The organism is Halopseudomonas litoralis (genome assembly GCF_900105005.1).
GTDB lineage: Bacteria > Pseudomonadota > Gammaproteobacteria > Pseudomonadales > Pseudomonadaceae > Halopseudomonas > Halopseudomonas litoralis.
In genome coordinates, this window is sequence record NZ_LT629748.1 from 2656941 (window position 1) to 2672234 (window position 15294).

The following is a 15294-nucleotide window of genomic DNA, read 5'->3' on the forward strand; positions in this document are numbered from 1 at the left end:
TCTGCCGCTTATCCGCGGACGATGGTGTTGTCGTCCAGCGCCTGTTTGGCGGCGACTTTTTCGCGAATCATTTTTTCCAGGCGGTCTACCATGCCTTCGTTGGTGATTTTCTGGCTCGGAGCGCCATCAACATAGACCAGGTTATTCGGTGAGCCACCGGCCAGGCCGATATCAGCCTCCTTGGCCTCACCCGGACCATTGACCACACAACCGATCACTGCCACGTCCAGCGGCACCAGAACATCGTCCAGGCGCTCTTCCAGTTCGTTCATGGTCTTGACCACGTCGAAATTCTGCCGCGAGCAGCTCGGGCAGGCAATGAAATTGATGCCACGGGAGCGCAGGCGCAGGGATTTGAGGATATCGAAACCCACTTTGATTTCCTGGACCGGATCGGCGGCCAGGGAAATGCGGATGGTGTCGCCGATGCCTTCAGCCAGCAACATGCCCAGGCCGACCGAGGACTTCACTGTGCCCGAGCGCAAGCCACCTGCTTCGGTAATCCCCAGGTGCAATGGCTGTTCAATCTGCGCAGCCAGCAGACGATAGGCGCCGACGGCCATGAACACGTCGGAGGCTTTTACGCTGACCTTGAAGTCCTGGAAGTCCAGCTTGTCGAAATGATCGACGTGACGCAGGGCCGACTCCAGCAGCGCTTCGGGTGTCGGCTCGCCGTACTTCTTCTGCAGATCCTTTTCCAGCGAACCGGCGTTGACGCCGATACGGATCGGAATGCCATGATGGCGAGCGGCATCCACCACCGCGCGGACCCTGTCCTCACGACCGATGTTGCCGGGGTTGATACGCAGACAATCGACGCCCAGCTCGGCCACGCGCAGGGCAATCTTGTAGTCGAAATGGATATCCGCCACCAGGGGCATGTTCACCTGCTTGCGGATTTCGCCGAAGGCCTCGGCGGCTTCCATGCTCGGTACCGAGACGCGGACGATATCCGCGCCCACTGCTTCCAGCTGGCGGATCTGCCCGACCGTTGCCGCGACATCGCAGGTTTCGGTATTGGTCATGCTCTGCACCGAAATCGGCGCATCACCACCCACCAGGACCGAACCCACACGTATCTGGCGGGATTTTCTGCGTTTGACTGGAGATTGCTGATGCATTGCGTTACCTCTTGGGGCCTGTTGCCACTATTGACCCAGACGAAGCCGTGCAACACCCGACTGGCTGTTGACCCTGAGCTCCACTGGCTGCCCGTTGTATTCAATCTTCGCTACGGCGGCGGAAGCACCGATCACCAGATCCAGCGGCCCCTGCTGCGCAATGTTCAGGGTCTGACCCTGTTGCATCTGGCCGCTGTGCAGCACCCTGCCGCCGGGAACACTGACCTGAACCCAGCAGTTGTCTGAAAACGTCATCACCAATCCGCCCTGGCCGTCCGCTGCCTGGGCCTCCGGTGCGGCTGCGGACGGCAGCTCTGCCGTGGTGGCCGAGGTATCATCGCTCGCGGTTGGCGCAGCAGGAGCAGCAGGTTCATCCGCTGCATCAGGCTCGATGACATTCATCTCGGGTTCGACCGGCGCAACCGGCTCGACTGAATCCTTCGCCAGGGTTGCCGTATCCGGCTCGAAGATCGCTTCCGCGGTCGGATTGCTGAAGTCATCCGGCAGCGCCATTGCGTCTACCTGGACATCGTCCATGGCACCGATTTCCGCTGCCGGGCTCGGCCCTTCGCGGCTCACGCTCCACCACCACAAGCCCAGAGATACCATGATGACAATAACCAACACCGTGGTCAGCGTCATGACCACCCGGGCATCGCGCTTGGGCGCAACCTTGTCGATGGTGTGGACCTGGCTTTCGCGCTTCTCGACACCGACGTAGCGATCATAGTCCTGCACCAACCGGTTCGGATCCAGTTTGAGCAGGCGTGCATAGGCACGTACGTAGCCGCGAGCGAAGGTATCGCCTGGCAGGCGGTCAAACCGGCCGGCTTCCAGAAAGCCCAGCGTGGCCCGGCTCAGTCGCAGGTGGGTAGCGACTTCCTCGGCGGTGAATCCGACGCGTATCCGCTCGTCATGCAGCAATTGACCCGGATTGATGCGTCCGGCTCCTGCGCCGGTTTCTGTTCCCAGTTCTTCTGCCATCAGGACTGCTCCGACTCATGCAGGGCTCGCGCCTCCGGCGTTGCCGGATACAGCCGGCGCAGCTGTAATGCATAGCTGGCCGCCCTGTTGTGATCATTAAAGCGTCGCGCCAACTGCACACCCAGCCACAGGCTGGAGGCGTTCTGCGCGGATATCTGACTGAAATTCAGGTAATGATTCCAGGCAGGCACGTAGTTCTGTTCGGCAAACTCCATGCGCGCCAGCTCCAGTAATGCCAATGGCTGACGGCTGTTGAGGCGCAGAGCGCGCTCGAAGCTGGCTTTGGCTTCCTCCGCCTCGCCCAGCCGACTGTAGGCCAGGCCAAGGTTCTCGAAAACCCGGGAGCGTTCACGATACAAGGTATCTTCCGAAGCCTTCTGGAAATAGCCCAGCGCTTCGCTGTAGCGCTCCTGCTCCATCAGAAATGCGCCGTAGTTGTTCAGTATGCGCGGGTTGCCTGGCGCACTGGCCAATGCCGCACGAAAGTGCTTGTCGGCCAAGGACACCTCGCCTTCCTGCTGAAATACCAGCGCCAGGGCAACATGGGCAGACTCGGAGCGCGGGTCGATTTTCAGGGCTTCGCTCAGAGGTGCCTTGGCGCGTTCGGTCTCGCCTTTCTGCAGATAGCCCAGACCGAGCTGAACGTAGGCATCCCGCGCCTCGTCCGGATCCGTCTTGCGGGTCGGCTGGTCAGATGTGGTCACACAGCCACTGAGCACCAGACTCAATAGCCAGATCACGACAATGTGCTTGCTCATCACAATCGTTCCTCGGCTGGATGTTATCGGCGATTTGTCGGGGGAGTTACCTCGGCTTGCTCATCAGCAAGCTGGCGTACCGCGATGTAGCGCGCACTGCGCCGGGTCTTATCCATGACCTGGCCGACCAGTTGTCCGCATGCTGCATCTATATCCTCTCCCCTGGGAGTGCGCACCGTGACGTTGTAGTCAGCGTTGTGCAGCATGTCCTGGAAGCGGCGGATGGCATTGTTGCTCGGCCGCTCGTACCCGGAATGGGGGAAGGGATTGAAGGGAATCAGGTTGATCTTGCAAGGTGTTTCACGCAGCAGATCGATCAATTGTCGGGCGTGTTCCGGCTGATCGTTCACATCCTTGAGCAGGGTGTACTCGATGGTCAGGAAACGCTTCTCGCCCAGCCCGGCAATGTACTTGTTGCAGGCTGCCAGCAATACCGACAGGGGGTATTTCTTGTTCAAGGGCACCAGTTGGTTACGCAATTCGTCGTTCGGTGCGTGCAGCGACAGGGCCAGCGCCACATCCGTGACCTGCCCCAGCTTCTCGATCATCGGTACGACGCCCGACGTGGACAGCGTCACCTTGCGCTTGGAAATGCCGTAGCCCAGATCGTCCATCATCAGCGTCATGGAGTCGACCACATTATCGAAGTTGAGCAAGGGTTCACCCATGCCCATCATCACCACGTTGGTGATGGCGCGGTCGACTCGGGCCGGCACGGTGCCGAAGGATTTGTTGGCAATCCACACCTGGCCGATAATCTCGGCGGCAGTCAGGTCACTGTTGAAACCCTGCTTGCCGGTGGAACAGAAACTGCAGTCCAGTGCACAACCGGCCTGGGACGATACGCACAGCGTACCGCGGCCATTCTGCGGGATGTAGACCGTCTCGACGCAGCTGCCAGATGCCACCCGCACTACCCACTTGCGTGTGCCATCTGTGGAAATATCTTCGCTGACCACTTCCGGGCCGCGAATCTCGGCACGCGCCTTGAGTTTATCGCGCAATGCCTTGCTGACATTGGTCATGTCATCAAAATTGTCGACACCAAAGTGATGGATCCACTTCATGACCTGCCCGGCACGAAAGCGCTTCTCCCCGAGCTCTTCGAAAAAAGCTTCCAGTTTCGGCTGTGTCAGGCCCAGCAGGTTGATCTTGCCGGTGGTATCAGTCATTGCAATCCATCACTCAGTTGGTGTCTTGGCAGGGCTCAGCGAGTACGCTGGCACAGCTCGGTTTCGGCGAAGAAGTAGCCGATTTCACGGGCCGCGGAGGTAGCGGAATCGGAACCGTGAACGGCGTTGGCATCGATTGATTCAGCGAAGTCAGCGCGGATGGTACCGGCAGCCGCTTCTTTCGGGTTGGTAGCACCCATCAGATCACGGTTCTTCAGTACTGCGCCTTCGCCTTCCAGAACCTGTACGACAACCGGGCCGGAAATCATGAAGCTGACCAGATCCTTGAAGAAAGGACGCTCTTTGTGCTCAGCGTAGAAACCTTCGGCATCAGCCTGGGACAGTTGAACCATCTTGGCCGCAGCGATGCTCAGACCAGCCTGCTCGAAGCGGCTCAGGATCTGACCAACAACATTCTTGGCAACGGCATCGGGCTTGATAATGGACAGGGTGCGTTCTACGGCCATGAAACTCTCCAGACGAAATGAAAATTGACAGGTAACAGGAATTGTTAACCCGCAGATTATACGCAGGTTGACTGCAAATACGTAACAGGCGCGACAATCGAGTTGAAACGCCGTATTACCCGGCTTTGCGCAGCTTGAGCACGGCGTTGCAGAGCACCTCAGACGTCTGCCGTATATCATCTTCAGTGGTGAAGCGGCCCAGCGACAGACGAATGGAACTGTGCGCCAGCTCATCCGGAAGGCCGATCGCGCGCAACACGTAGGACGGCTCGACCGAAGCCGAAGTGCAGGCTGACCCGGTGGACAGCGCCAGATCACGCAATGCCAGCAATAACAACTCGCCATCCACGCCGACAAAGGCCAGGTTCAGGTTATGCGGTACCCGATGCTCCGTCGAACCGTTGACAAAAACCCCGTCCAGACCGGCCAGCCCTTCGAGCAACTGTGCATGCAGCGCTGCCATGCGCTGGTTTTCGGCCACCATCTCGGCGCCTGCCAGGGCGAATGCCGCACCCATACCGACCAACTGGTGCGGAGCCAGGGTGCCTGAGCGCATGCCGCGCTCGTGCCCGCCGCCATGGATCAGCGCCTCGATACGCACATCCGGCGAGCGTCGCACATAGAGCGCGCCCACGCCCTTGGGGCCATAGGTCTTGTGGGCGCTGAACGACATCAGGTCGACGGGCAGCTGTTTGACATCAATCGCCAGCTTGCCGGTGGACTGCGCTGCATCGACATGGAACAACACGCGCCGCTCCCGGGCCACCGCGCCCAGCGCAGCGATATCATTGATCACGCCGATTTCGTTATTGACCTGCATCAGCGACACCAGAATGGTGTCTTCACGCAGCGCCGCCTGCAGCTGCGGCACGGTGATCAGCCCATCGCTGCCCGGCTTCAGATAAGTGACCTCGAAGCCTTCACGTTCGAGCTGTCGACAGCTGTCGATCACTGCCTTGTGTTCGATCTGCGAGGTGATGATATGCCGACCACGTTCAGCGAAGGCGCGGGCGGCGCCCTTGATGGCCAGGTTGTCCGACTCGGTGGCACCAGAGGTCCAGACGATCTCGCGCGGGTCGGCACCCACCAGATCGGCAACCTGACGCCGCGCCAGCTCGATGGCTTCCTCGGCCTGCCAGCCATACAGGTGCGAGCGCGAGGCGGGGTTGGCAAAGTTGCCATCCATGGTCAGGCAGGCGCACATCTTCTCCGCCACACGCGGATCAACCGGCGTGGTGGCAGCGTAATCCAGATAAATCGGCAATTTCATCACAACAACCCTCAGCGTGGCGCGGACGAGTCGGCGTCCGGAGCGGACGACTCGACATCCGCATCATCCATGAGCGACTCAAAATCCTCGGTATCCAGCTTTGGCAGATCGCGGGCGCAGTAATCACTGCCCAGCTCGTTCAGCGCCTGGCACATGCCCTCGATCCGGCCATCCACCGCATGCATGTGATCTAGCATCAGACCGATAGCACGCGCAACCGGGTCGGGCATGTCGCGGGTCTCACCGTAGGCATCGAAACCGATTTTCTCGGCCATGGCCTGACGCTTGATCTGCTGCTCATCAACCACCTCTTCCTTGACGATGATGCGGCCGGGAATACCCACTGCTGTCGCCCCCGCCGGGACCGCCTTGGTCACCACCGCGTTGGAGCCGATCTTGGCGCCCTTGCCCACAGTGAACGGCCCGAGAACCTTGGCGCCGGCCCCCACCACGACACCATCTTCCAGGGTCGGATGGCGCTTGCCCTTGTTCCAGCTGGTGCCGCCCAGAGTCACGCCCTGATACAGAGTCACATCGTCACCAATCTCGGCTGTTTCGCCGATCACCACGCCCATGCCATGATCGATGAAGAAACGCCGCCCGACCTTGGCGCCGGGGTGGAGTTCGATACCGGTCAGCCAGCGCCCGAGGTTGGACACCATACGTGCCAGCAGGCGGGCATCGCGCACCCACAGGCAATGAGCAAGACGGTGGAACCAGATGGCGTGCAGGCCGGGATAGCAGAACAGCACTTCGAGCTTGTTACGGGCCGCGGGATCGCGATGGAATACGCTGGCGATATCTTCCTTCATTCTGTCAAACATGCTTAACGTCTCCGCGCACCGGACGCCTGCACGCCGATGGTTTTCTGAGTTTCGGTCAAGATGCCGCGTAGAATGTTCATCTCGACGACATTGGGATGGATGCGCCCGAACAGGCGACGCAAACGAGGCATCAGCTTTCTCGGATGCTGGGGGTCAAGGAAGCCGATTTCAACCAGCACCTGTTGCAAATGAGCATAAAACTGCTCCATCTGCTCGGCGGTTGCGGGCACTTCGTTATCCAACGCAGTGGTTTCAACTTTCTGCATCTTGGTCGGCTGCCCCTGGCGCTGCAGGCTCTGCATGCGCAGCTCATAGGCCAGCACCTGGACCGCAGTAGCCAGATTCAGTGAGCTGAAATCGGGGTTCGACGGGATATGCACGTGGAATTGGCAGCGCTGCAGCTCCTCGCTGGTCAAACCCGAGTCTTCACGACCGAACACCAGGGCCACCGGGCCGGCTGCGGTACCTTCAAGTTGATCCAGCACCTTGTCGGCCGCTTCCCGCGGATCGACCACCGGCCAGGGAATACGGCGGTCACGGGCACTGGTACCCATTACCAACACACAATCGGCCAGCGCCTCTTCCAGCGTGGCAACAACGTGCGCGTTGGCCAATACATCATCAGCACCAGAAGCACGGGAATTGGCCTCGGGATCAGGAAAGCGTTGCGGGTCGACCAGCACCAACTGGTTCAAGCCCATATTTTTCATGGCCCGCGCTGCGCCACCGATATTGCCGGGATGACTGGTATTGACCAGAACCACGCGAATTTTGTCGAACACGGACACTCCAGAGTTGCGCTACAGGCAGAAGAGCCCTGCATCTTACTAAAATCCACCCCCCACTGACTACGACGCTTTTTTTCATGTCGACAGACAAGTCTGCTATAATTTCCGGCTTTTCGTACCTATATCAGAGATGCCCCCGTATGCAGCCCATGTTGAACATCGCCCTGCGCGCTGCGCGCAGCGCCGGAGAATTGATCTATCGCTCCATGGAAAGGCTGGATGTCCTGACCGTCAGCGAGAAGGAAGCTAACGATTATGTCAGCGAAGTGGACCGGGCTGCGGAACAGGCCATCATCCAGCAACTCCGCAAAACCTACCCCAACCATGGCATTCATGCCGAAGAGTCCGGCTTCCAGCCGGGCCACGGTGATGGCGCTGATATCGTCTGGATCATCGATCCGCTGGACGGCACTACCAACTTCCTGCGCGGCGTCCCGCATTTTGCGGTAAGCGTCGCCTGCCGCATCAAGGGCCGTATCGAACATGCCGTGGTTCTCGACCCGGTACGTCAGGAAGAATTCACCGCCAGCCGCGGCCGGGGCGCTGCACTGAACGGCAAGCGCCTGCGCGTGAGTGGCCGCAAGAGCCTGGACGGCGCACTGCTGGGCACCGGCTTCCCGTTCCGGGAAGACCAGGTCGAGTCACTGGACAACTATCTGGGCATGTTCCGCAGCCTGGTCGGCCAGACCGCCGGCATCCGCCGCTGCGGCGCTGCCAGTCTGGACCTGGCCTACGTGGCCGCCGGTCGCTATGACGCCTTCTGGGAATTCGGCCTGGCCGAGTGGGATATGGCTGCAGGCAGCCTGCTGATCCAGGAAGCCGGCGGCCTGCTGAGTGATTTCACCGGCGCCAACGACTTTCTCGAGAAGGGCCATGTGGTTGCCGGTAACCCGAAGTGCTTCAAAGCCGTGCTCACCGCAATCCAGCCGCACCTGACGCCAGCCATGAAGCGCTGAGGTCGTCCGGAACGGCAAAAAGGCCAGCCCCATGGGGCTGGCCTTTTTTGTGTCCGGCGCGGATTGATTTCCGAGTTATCGCGCGGCGCCGGGATGCCCGCTCACAAAAAACCCGACTACTTTTCAGGAGTCGGGTTTTTATTACGCTTTATAACTCACGCACCTCAGGGCCGCTCGTCCACCTCTTCCAGCTGCGTCGGAATCAAATCCTCACGGGTCAGCTTCAGACTGACAAGCAGACCATTGGAAACGTAGATGGAAGAGTAGGTGCCGACAACGATACCTATGATCAGCGCCAGCGCGAAACCACGAATATTCTCGCCGCCGAACCAGTACAACGCGCACAGCACCAACAAGGTACTGAAGGACGTTGCCAGAGTACGGGCCAGCGTCTGCGTAGTGGATACGTTGATCACGTGCTCGAGGTCCGAGTTGCGCATCAGCCGAAGGTTTTCACGCACCCGGTCGAATACCACGATGGTATCGTTCAACGAGTAGCCGATTACCGCGAGGACCGCCGCCAGAACGGTGAGATCGAACGGCAGGCCGAACAGCGAAAAGAAGCCCAGCACGAAGATCACGTCATGCAGCAGAGCAACAACCGCAGCGACGGCAAACTTCAGCTGAAAGCGCAGCCCCACATATACCAGGATGCCGGCCAGCGCCAAAAGCATGCCCAGACCACCCTGATCCCGCAGCTCTTCGCCAACCTGCGGACCGATGAACTCGACTCGCTTGATGGACACTTCACTACCATCCTGCGCCTTTACCAGACGAGCAATCTCGTTACCCAGATCAGGATCGTCACTGGCCAGACGGATGATCACGTCGGTGCTGGCGCCGAAATTCTGCACGATGGCATCTTCCCAGCCACCGTCATGCAGCATGCTGCGCACCGCACTCAGATCGGCCGGCTCGCTGTAGTTCAGCTCGACCAGCGCGCCGCCGGTGAAATCCAGCCCGAGATTCAGCTGTTTGATTGCCAGCGAGCCGATGGAACCAATCATGAGAATGGCGGCAAGAGCGTAGAACACCTTGCGCAGCCGCATGAAGTTGATGGTTTTAATATTGATCATGATCTGCTCCTCACAGCCATAGCTTCCAGGACTTCTTGAGGTCGCGCCCACCGATGCTCAGGTTGACCAGTGCGCGGGTGACCATGATGGCGCTGAACATGGAGGTGACAATACCCAGCGACAGCGTCACCGCGAAGCCCTTGATCGGCCCGGTACCCATGGCAAACAGGATCACGCCCACCAGCAGGGTGGTCAGGTTACCGTCGAGAATGGCTGAGAAAGCCTTGTCGAAGCCTTCGTGCACGGCGCGCTGAACCGAGACGCCATTGGCAATTTCCTCACGGATACGCGAGAAGATCAGCACGTTGGCATCCACCGCCATACCCAGCGTCAACACAATACCGGCGATACCCGGCAGCGTCAGGGTCGCGCCCAGCAATGACATCAGGGCCAGCAGCAGAACCAGGTTAAAGCTCAGCGCGATGCTTGCCAGCACGCCGAAGCCGCGATAGACCACCACCATGAAGATAATCACCAGCAGGAATCCGATCTGCGTAGCAGTGACACCGCTGGCGATGTTTTCTGCCCCCAGGCTCGGCCCGATGGTGCGCTCTTCGGCAAAGTACATGGGGGCCGCAAGGCCACCGGCACGCAGCAGCAGCGCCAGCTCGGACGCTTCGGCCGGCGAATTCAGACCGGTAATGCGGAATTGATTGCCCAGGGTGCTCTGAATGGTAGCCAGGCTGATGATCGACTTTTCTTCAACGAAGGTCGGGGTAGTGACTTCCTGCATCACACCGTCGACTTCCTGCATGACAGTCCTGGGCACCTCACGCTGCTCGATGAACAGCACGGCCATGCCGCGACCCACGTTATTGCGCGTGGCCCGCGTCATCAGCTCGCCGCCATGACCATCCAGACGGATATTCACCTGCGGACTGCCGTTTTCATCAAAGTTGGACTGAGCGTCGGTTACCTGATCACCGGTGAGGATGATGCTGCGCTCCACATCCGCTGCCGGACGACCCATGCCATCACGAAACTCGAAAGATTCGACTGTCGCGCGCGCGGCATTCGGCTCGGCAGCCAGACGGAATTCCAGGTTGGCGGTCTTGCCCAGAATCCGTTTGGCTTCGGCAGTATCCTGCACACCCGGAAGCTCCACCACGATGCGGTTGGCACCCTGGCGCTGAACAAGCGGCTCGGCCACACCCAGCTCGTTGACCCGGTTGCGGACCGTAGTCAGGTTCTGGCTAACCGAGTACTCGCGAATCTCGCTCATCTTGGCATCAGTCAGCGCCAGACGCAGCACGTCCATATTGTCTCGACGTACCGTATTGATCTGGAATTCGTTGTACTTGCTCGAGAGCAGACGCTGCGCCGAACTCAGCTCGGCCTCGTCAGTGAAGCCGAATTGCAGTACGTTGCCCTGCTTGGGCAGGCTGCGATAACGGATGCGCTCGTTACGGAACACCGTACGCAACTCGCTGTCGTAGACATTCACCCGAGCCTCGATAGCCTTGTCCATATCCACTTCCAACAGGAAGTGCACACCGCCAGCCAGGTCGAGACCGAGCTTCATCGGGCCAGCGCCGATATTCAGCAACCAGTCGGGCGTGGTGGCTGCCAGGTTCTGGGCAACCACGAACTGGTTACCCAAGGCACGACGAACGATGTCCTGAGCCGGCAGCTGGTCTGCGTGGCGCACCAGTCGTACCAGACCGGAGCTGGCATTGCTGCTGAGCTCAGCGCCCTTGGTAGCGATGCCGGCGTCGTTCAACGCCTGCTCCATACGCTGCAGGTCGCTCTGTTCGATGGTTTGGGTGGAGCTGCTGCCGGAGATCTGAATGGCAGGATCATCAGGATACAGATTGGGGGTCGCATATATCAGGCCGAGCGCAAGCACAGCCACGATAAGCAGATATTTCCACAGGGGGTAACGATTGAGCATGTGAGAGCCCGATAACGATCCGGGCGCAGAAAGCGCCCGGATACAATGTCTGGAAGGATTAGATGGCTTTCAATGTGCCTTTGGGCAGCGCCGCAACGACAGCTCCCTTCTGGAACTTGAGTTCCTGCCCTTCGCTCACTTCCAGGACGATGAATTCGTCACTGACTTTCTTGACCTTGCCCAGAATACCGCCACCAGTCACGACCTCATCACCCACGCCAAGGCCACCGATCAGATTCTTGTGATCCTTGGCCCGCTTGGCCTGCGGGCGCCAGATCATCAGGTAGAAGATAACCACGAAACCAACCAGAAAGATCATGCTCATCGGATCAAAGCCGCCCGGAGCAGCACCACCAGCGGATTGAGCCATGGCCTCGGAGATGAAAAAACTCATGTAGAACTCCTGTTTTATATAATCGCAAGAAAAGAATAATGGGGCTTCCTGACCGCTATTCAAGCCTCCAGAGGAGGTACCGGTTGGCCGAGACGTGCATAGAAGTTATCCACAAAGGCGGTCAATGTACCTTGTTGAATCGCACCGCGCAAACCATGCATTACGCGCTGATAATGCCGCAGGTTATGGATGGTATTGAGCATGCTGCCGAGCATCTCACCGCACTTGTCCAGATGGTGCAGATAAGAGCGAGTGAAATGGCGGCAGGTATAACAATCACAGCCCGGATCCAGCGGCGAGTCATCATGGCGATGGACCGCGTTGCGGATCTTTACCACGCCGGTATCGGTAAACAGATGACCGTTACGCGCGTTACGGGTAGGCATCACACAGTCGAACATGTCCACGCCGCGGCGCACGCCTTCGACCAGGTCTTCCGGCTTGCCGACACCCATCAGATAGCGAGGCTTTTCCGGCGGCATCAGCGGCGGCAGATAATCGAGGATGCGGATCATGTCTTCCTTGGGCTCACCCACCGACAAGCCGCCAATGGCCAGACCATCGAAACCGATCTCGCACAAGCCATCCAGCGAGCGTGCACGCAGCTCCTCGTGCATGCCGCCCTGCACAATGCCGAACAGCGCCGAGGGGTTACCTTCATGGGCGGCCTTGGAGCGCTGCGCCCAGCGCAGCGACAACTCCATGGAACGGCGCGCCGTATCCAGATCCGCCGGGTACGGTGTGCACTCGTCGAAAATCATCACGATATCGGAGCCCAGATCGCGCTGCACCTGCATGGACTCTTCCGGCCCCATGAACACCTTGGCGCCATCCACCGGAGAAGAGAAGTACACGCCCTCCTCCTTGATCTTGCGCATGGCACCCAGACTGAATACCTGAAAACCGCCGGAGTCGGTCAGGATCGGCCCCTGCCATTGCATGAAGTCATGCAGATCGCCGTGCTTGCGAATCACCTCAGTACCCGGACGTAGCCAGAGATGGAAGGTGTTGCCAAGAATTATCTGCGCGCCGATGTCTTCAACATCCCGCGGCAGCATACCCTTGACCGTGCCGTAGGTGCCCACCGGCATGAACGCCGGCGTCTCCACCACACCACGCGGGAAGGTCAGCCGACCGCGACGCGCTTTGCCGTCGGTAGCCAGCAGCTCAAAATTCATATGACTCATTGCGCTTCCTCGGGCCCTTGGGCGGCCGGATTGCGGGTGATGAACATGGCATCACCGTAACTGAAAAATCGATAATCGTTATCCACCGCTGCTTGATAGGCAGCCATGGTTTGCGGATAACCAGCGAAGGCTGAGACCAACATCAACAGTGTGGATTCGGGCAAATGAAAGTTGGTCACCAGAGCATCGACCACATGGAAGGGTCGACCCGGGTAAATAAAGATGTCGGTATCACCGCTGAATGGCTTGAGGACCCCGTCCCGCGCCGCACTTTCCAGTGAACGCACACTGGTGGTGCCCACCGCAATCACCCGACCACCGCGCGCCTTGCAGGCGTTGACCGCATCCACCACCTGCTGGCTGACCTCAAGCCATTCACTGTGCATGTGATGGTCTTCGATGCGCTCGACGCGCACCGGCTGAAACGTGCCCGCGCCCACATGCAGGGTCACCTGCGCCGTAGCGACACCCTTGCCCTCGATAGCCTGCAACAGCTCGTTATCGAAATGCAGACCTGCAGTCGGTGCCGCGACTGCCCCCGCCTTGTGCGCGTACACGGTCTGGTATCGCTCGCGGTCAGCGCTCTCGTCCGGACGGTCGATGTAGGGCGGCAGCGGCATGTGGCCGATCCGATCCAGCAGCGGCAGTACCGGCTCATCGAATTCCAGCTCGAACAGCGCATCGTGACGGGCCAGCATGGTCGCCCCGCTGGCCTCTTCAAACACAATGCGACTACCCGGTTTCGGCGACTTGCTCGAGCGCACGTGTGCCAGTACCCGGCGTTCATCCAGTACCCGCTCCACCAGCACTTCCAGCTGACCACCGGTTTCCTTGCGCCCGAACAGCCGCGCCGGAATCACCCGGGTATTGTTGAACACCATCAGATCGCCGGGACGCAGGTACTCCAGCAAGTCAGCGAACTGCCGATGCACCAGCTCACCGCTCAGCCCGTCCAGGCACAATAGCCGGCTGGATCGACGCTCGGCCAAGGGGTGGCGGGCGATCAGCCGATCCGGCAGGTCGAATTGAAAATCGCTGACGCGCATACAGAGGAAATCCGCGGATGACAAAAAGGGCGCATATAGTAGCGGAAATATGACTTTTCGACCACGCAAAGCATTGACCTGGACGCCCAACGGTTCGTATACTCCGCGCGGCTTGCAAAAAGCCTCGATGGCGGAATTGGTAGACGCGGCGGATTCAAAATCCGCTTCTGGTGACAGAGTGGGAGTTCGATTCTCCCTCGAGGCACCATTCGATGATCCGAATGGTGACAAACAGAGTGGCAAGCATGACAGAACCGGCCTTAAGCCGGTTTTTTTGTGCCCGGGGTTCGGGCGTGCTATCGCACGCCGTCGCCGCAGGCCAGCTACTTACTGCTGATCCAGAAACCGCTCGGCATCCAGCGCAGCCATACAGCCGGCGCCAGCCGAGGTGATCGCCTGACGGTATACGTGGTCAGCCACATCACCGGCAGCGAACACGCCAGGAATGTTGGTCGCAGTGGCATTACCTTCGGTACCGCTGTTGATCTTCAGGTAGCCGTCCTTCATGTTCAGCTGACCTTCGAACAGTCCGGTGTTGGGTGTGTGGCCGATGGCGATGAATACGCCGGCCAGGGCCACATCTTCCGTACCCCCGGCGTTGAGCGCCAGACGCATGCCGGTAACACCGCTGTCGTCACCCAGGACTTCATCCAGTACAGCATTGACCTTGAGCTCGATCTTGCCTTCAGCCACCTTGGCCATCAGCTTGTCGACCAGAATCTTTTCCGCACGGAAGGTATCGCGGCGATGCACCAAGGTGACCTTCTTGGCGATGTTGGCCAGATACAGCGCTTCTTCCACAGCGGTGTTACCACCACCGACCACGGCTACGTCCTGATTGCGATAGAAGAATCCGTCGCAGGTAGCGCAGGCAGATACGCCTTTGCCCATGAAGGCTTCTTCGGATGGCAAGCCGATATAACGGGCGGAAGCGCCGGTAGCGATGATCAGCGCGTCACAGGTGTATTCGCCCTGATCGCCGGTCAGCACGAAGGGGCGTTGGTTCAGCTCTACCTTATTGATGTGATCAAACAGGATCTCGGTCTCGAAGCGTTCGGCGTGCTTGCGCATACGCTCCATCAGATCCGGGCCCTGCAGGCCTTCCACATCACCCGGCCAGTTGTCGACGTCGGTGGTAGTGGTGAGCTGACCGCCCATCTGCATACCGGTGATCAGCAGCGGCTTGAGGTTGGCCCGCGCGGCATAGACAGCGGCGCTGTAGCCGGCCGGGCCGGAGCCCAGGATAATCAGCCGGGAGTGACGTGCTTCAGACATTGATTCCTCCAGATCGCCACCGTGGCGGCGTTATATAGTCAAAAATAAAAACTTTTGAACCAGAGCTCTGGCTCTGATTACTTGA

At 59.5% G+C, this 15294-nt stretch carries 15 protein-coding genes and 1 tRNA gene; 2 read left to right on the forward strand and 14 right to left on the reverse strand.

Annotation, left to right across the window (positions count from 1 at the left end):
- Positions 1 to 8: 8 nt before the first annotated feature.
- From ispG to trmJ, 8 genes are all read right to left on the reverse strand, one after another.
- Positions 9 to 1121, reverse strand: a complete 1113-nt coding sequence (gene ispG / locus BLU11_RS12800) for a flavodoxin-dependent (E)-4-hydroxy-3-methylbut-2-enyl-diphosphate synthase (RefSeq protein ID WP_090273940.1) — start codon at positions 1119 to 1121, stop codon at positions 9 to 11.
- A gap of 27 nt (positions 1122 to 1148) precedes the next feature.
- Complete coding sequence (locus tag BLU11_RS12805; protein WP_090273941.1) at positions 1149 to 2105, reverse strand: RodZ domain-containing protein; 957 nt, start codon at positions 2103 to 2105, stop codon at positions 1149 to 1151.
- Positions 2105 to 2863, reverse strand: coding sequence for a type IV pilus biogenesis/stability protein PilW (gene pilW / locus BLU11_RS12810; protein WP_090273944.1), 759 nt, complete (start codon positions 2861 to 2863; stop codon positions 2105 to 2107). The genes BLU11_RS12805 and pilW overlap by 1 nt, the downstream gene beginning before the upstream one ends.
- 23 nt (positions 2864 to 2886) lie before the next feature.
- Positions 2887 to 4035 (reverse strand): 23S rRNA (adenine(2503)-C(2))-methyltransferase RlmN, encoded by a 1149-nt coding sequence (gene rlmN / locus BLU11_RS12815; protein ID WP_090273946.1) that lies wholly within the window; start codon positions 4033 to 4035, stop codon positions 2887 to 2889.
- Positions 4036 to 4070: 35 nt separating this feature from the next.
- Positions 4071 to 4502, reverse strand: coding sequence for a nucleoside-diphosphate kinase (ndk, locus tag BLU11_RS12820; RefSeq protein WP_090273949.1), 432 nt, complete (start codon positions 4500 to 4502; stop codon positions 4071 to 4073).
- Between the two features lie 115 nt (positions 4503 to 4617).
- Positions 4618 to 5772 carry an IscS subfamily cysteine desulfurase gene (locus tag BLU11_RS12825; RefSeq protein ID WP_090273951.1) on the reverse strand — a complete coding sequence of 385 codons (1155 nt, stop codon included), beginning with the start codon at positions 5770 to 5772 and terminating at the stop codon, positions 4618 to 4620.
- Positions 5773 to 5783: 11 nt separating this feature from the next.
- A complete protein-coding gene (gene cysE / locus BLU11_RS12830; protein WP_090273952.1) occupies positions 5784 to 6596 on the reverse strand; it encodes a serine O-acetyltransferase in 813 nt (270 codons plus the stop codon).
- A gap of 2 nt (positions 6597 to 6598) precedes the next feature.
- Positions 6599 to 7378: a tRNA (cytosine(32)/uridine(32)-2'-O)-methyltransferase TrmJ gene (trmJ, locus tag BLU11_RS12835; protein ID WP_090273954.1), complete on the reverse strand. Its 780-nt coding sequence runs from the start codon at positions 7376 to 7378 to the stop codon at positions 6599 to 6601.
- Positions 7379 to 7524: 146 nt separating this feature from the next.
- On the opposite strand from trmJ, the gene suhB reads away from it, so the two are divergent.
- Positions 7525 to 8340 carry a type III secretion system regulator SuhB gene (suhB, locus tag BLU11_RS12840; RefSeq protein WP_090273956.1) on the forward strand — a complete coding sequence of 272 codons (816 nt, stop codon included), beginning with the start codon at positions 7525 to 7527 and terminating at the stop codon, positions 8338 to 8340.
- Between the two features lie 164 nt (positions 8341 to 8504).
- On the opposite strand, the gene secF is transcribed toward suhB, so the two are convergent.
- Genes secF through queA form a run of 5 tightly spaced genes read right to left on the reverse strand, consistent with a single transcriptional unit; the run spans position 8505 to position 13934 of the window.
- Positions 8505 to 9416, reverse strand: coding sequence for a protein translocase subunit SecF (gene secF, locus BLU11_RS12845; RefSeq protein WP_090273958.1), 912 nt, complete (start codon positions 9414 to 9416; stop codon positions 8505 to 8507).
- Between the two features lie 10 nt (positions 9417 to 9426).
- Positions 9427 to 11307, reverse strand: a complete 1881-nt coding sequence (gene secD / locus BLU11_RS12850) for a protein translocase subunit SecD (RefSeq protein ID WP_090273960.1) — start codon at positions 11305 to 11307, stop codon at positions 9427 to 9429.
- A 58-nt stretch (positions 11308 to 11365) separates the two neighbouring features.
- Positions 11366 to 11701 carry a preprotein translocase subunit YajC gene (gene yajC, locus BLU11_RS12855; protein WP_090273962.1) on the reverse strand — a complete coding sequence of 112 codons (336 nt, stop codon included), beginning with the start codon at positions 11699 to 11701 and terminating at the stop codon, positions 11366 to 11368.
- 59 nt (positions 11702 to 11760) lie between these two features.
- A complete protein-coding gene (gene tgt, locus BLU11_RS12860) occupies positions 11761 to 12879 on the reverse strand; it encodes a tRNA guanosine(34) transglycosylase Tgt (RefSeq protein WP_090276466.1) in 1119 nt (372 codons plus the stop codon).
- A gap of 5 nt (positions 12880 to 12884) precedes the next feature.
- The gene (gene queA / locus BLU11_RS12865) at positions 12885 to 13934 is read right to left on the reverse strand and encodes a tRNA preQ1(34) S-adenosylmethionine ribosyltransferase-isomerase QueA (RefSeq protein WP_090273964.1); all 1050 of its coding nucleotides are present in this window, start codon (positions 13932 to 13934) and stop codon (positions 12885 to 12887) included.
- Between the two features lie 121 nt (positions 13935 to 14055).
- Here queA and BLU11_RS12870 point away from each other — a divergent pair.
- Positions 14056 to 14142, forward strand: a tRNA-Leu gene (locus tag BLU11_RS12870).
- A 119-nt stretch (positions 14143 to 14261) separates the two neighbouring features.
- On the opposite strand, the gene trxB is transcribed toward BLU11_RS12870, so the two are convergent.
- On the reverse strand, positions 14262 to 15209 hold the full coding sequence (gene trxB / locus BLU11_RS12875) for a thioredoxin-disulfide reductase (protein WP_090273966.1): 948 nt from the start codon (positions 15207 to 15209) through the stop codon (positions 14262 to 14264).
- Positions 15210 to 15294 lie beyond the last annotated feature (85 nt).

What these genes read in the sequence shown, in the direction of transcription:
- ispG (WP_090273940.1), bottom strand. Translation starts at nt 1,121, where the DNA reads ATGCATCAGCAATCTCCAGTCAAACGCAGAAAATCCCGCCAGATACGT.
- BLU11_RS12805 (WP_090273941.1), bottom strand. Translation starts at nt 2,105, where the DNA reads ATGGCAGAAGAACTGGGAACAGAAACCGGCGCAGGAGCCGGACGCATC.
- pilW (WP_090273944.1), bottom strand. Translation starts at nt 2,863, where the DNA reads ATGAGCAAGCACATTGTCGTGATCTGGCTATTGAGTCTGGTGCTCAGT.
- rlmN (WP_090273946.1), bottom strand. Translation starts at nt 4,035, where the DNA reads ATGACTGATACCACCGGCAAGATCAACCTGCTGGGCCTGACACAGCCG.
- ndk (WP_090273949.1), bottom strand. Translation starts at nt 4,502, where the DNA reads ATGGCCGTAGAACGCACCCTGTCCATTATCAAGCCCGATGCCGTTGCC.
- BLU11_RS12825 (WP_090273951.1), bottom strand. Translation starts at nt 5,772, where the DNA reads ATGAAATTGCCGATTTATCTGGATTACGCTGCCACCACGCCGGTTGAT.
- cysE (WP_090273952.1), bottom strand. Translation starts at nt 6,596, where the DNA reads ATGTTTGACAGAATGAAGGAAGATATCGCCAGCGTATTCCATCGCGAT.
- suhB (WP_090273956.1), top strand. Translation starts at nt 7,525, where the DNA reads ATGCAGCCCATGTTGAACATCGCCCTGCGCGCTGCGCGCAGCGCCGGA.
- secF (WP_090273958.1), bottom strand. Translation starts at nt 9,416, where the DNA reads ATGATCAATATTAAAACCATCAACTTCATGCGGCTGCGCAAGGTGTTC.
- secD (WP_090273960.1), bottom strand. Translation starts at nt 11,307, where the DNA reads ATGCTCAATCGTTACCCCCTGTGGAAATATCTGCTTATCGTGGCTGTG.
- yajC (WP_090273962.1), bottom strand. Translation starts at nt 11,701, where the DNA reads ATGAGTTTTTTCATCTCCGAGGCCATGGCTCAATCCGCTGGTGGTGCT.
- tgt (WP_090276466.1), bottom strand. Translation starts at nt 12,879, where the DNA reads ATGAATTTTGAGCTGCTGGCTACCGACGGCAAAGCGCGTCGCGGTCGG.
- queA (WP_090273964.1), bottom strand. Translation starts at nt 13,934, where the DNA reads ATGCGCGTCAGCGATTTTCAATTCGACCTGCCGGATCGGCTGATCGCC.
- trxB (WP_090273966.1), bottom strand. Translation starts at nt 15,209, where the DNA reads ATGTCTGAAGCACGTCACTCCCGGCTGATTATCCTGGGCTCCGGCCCG.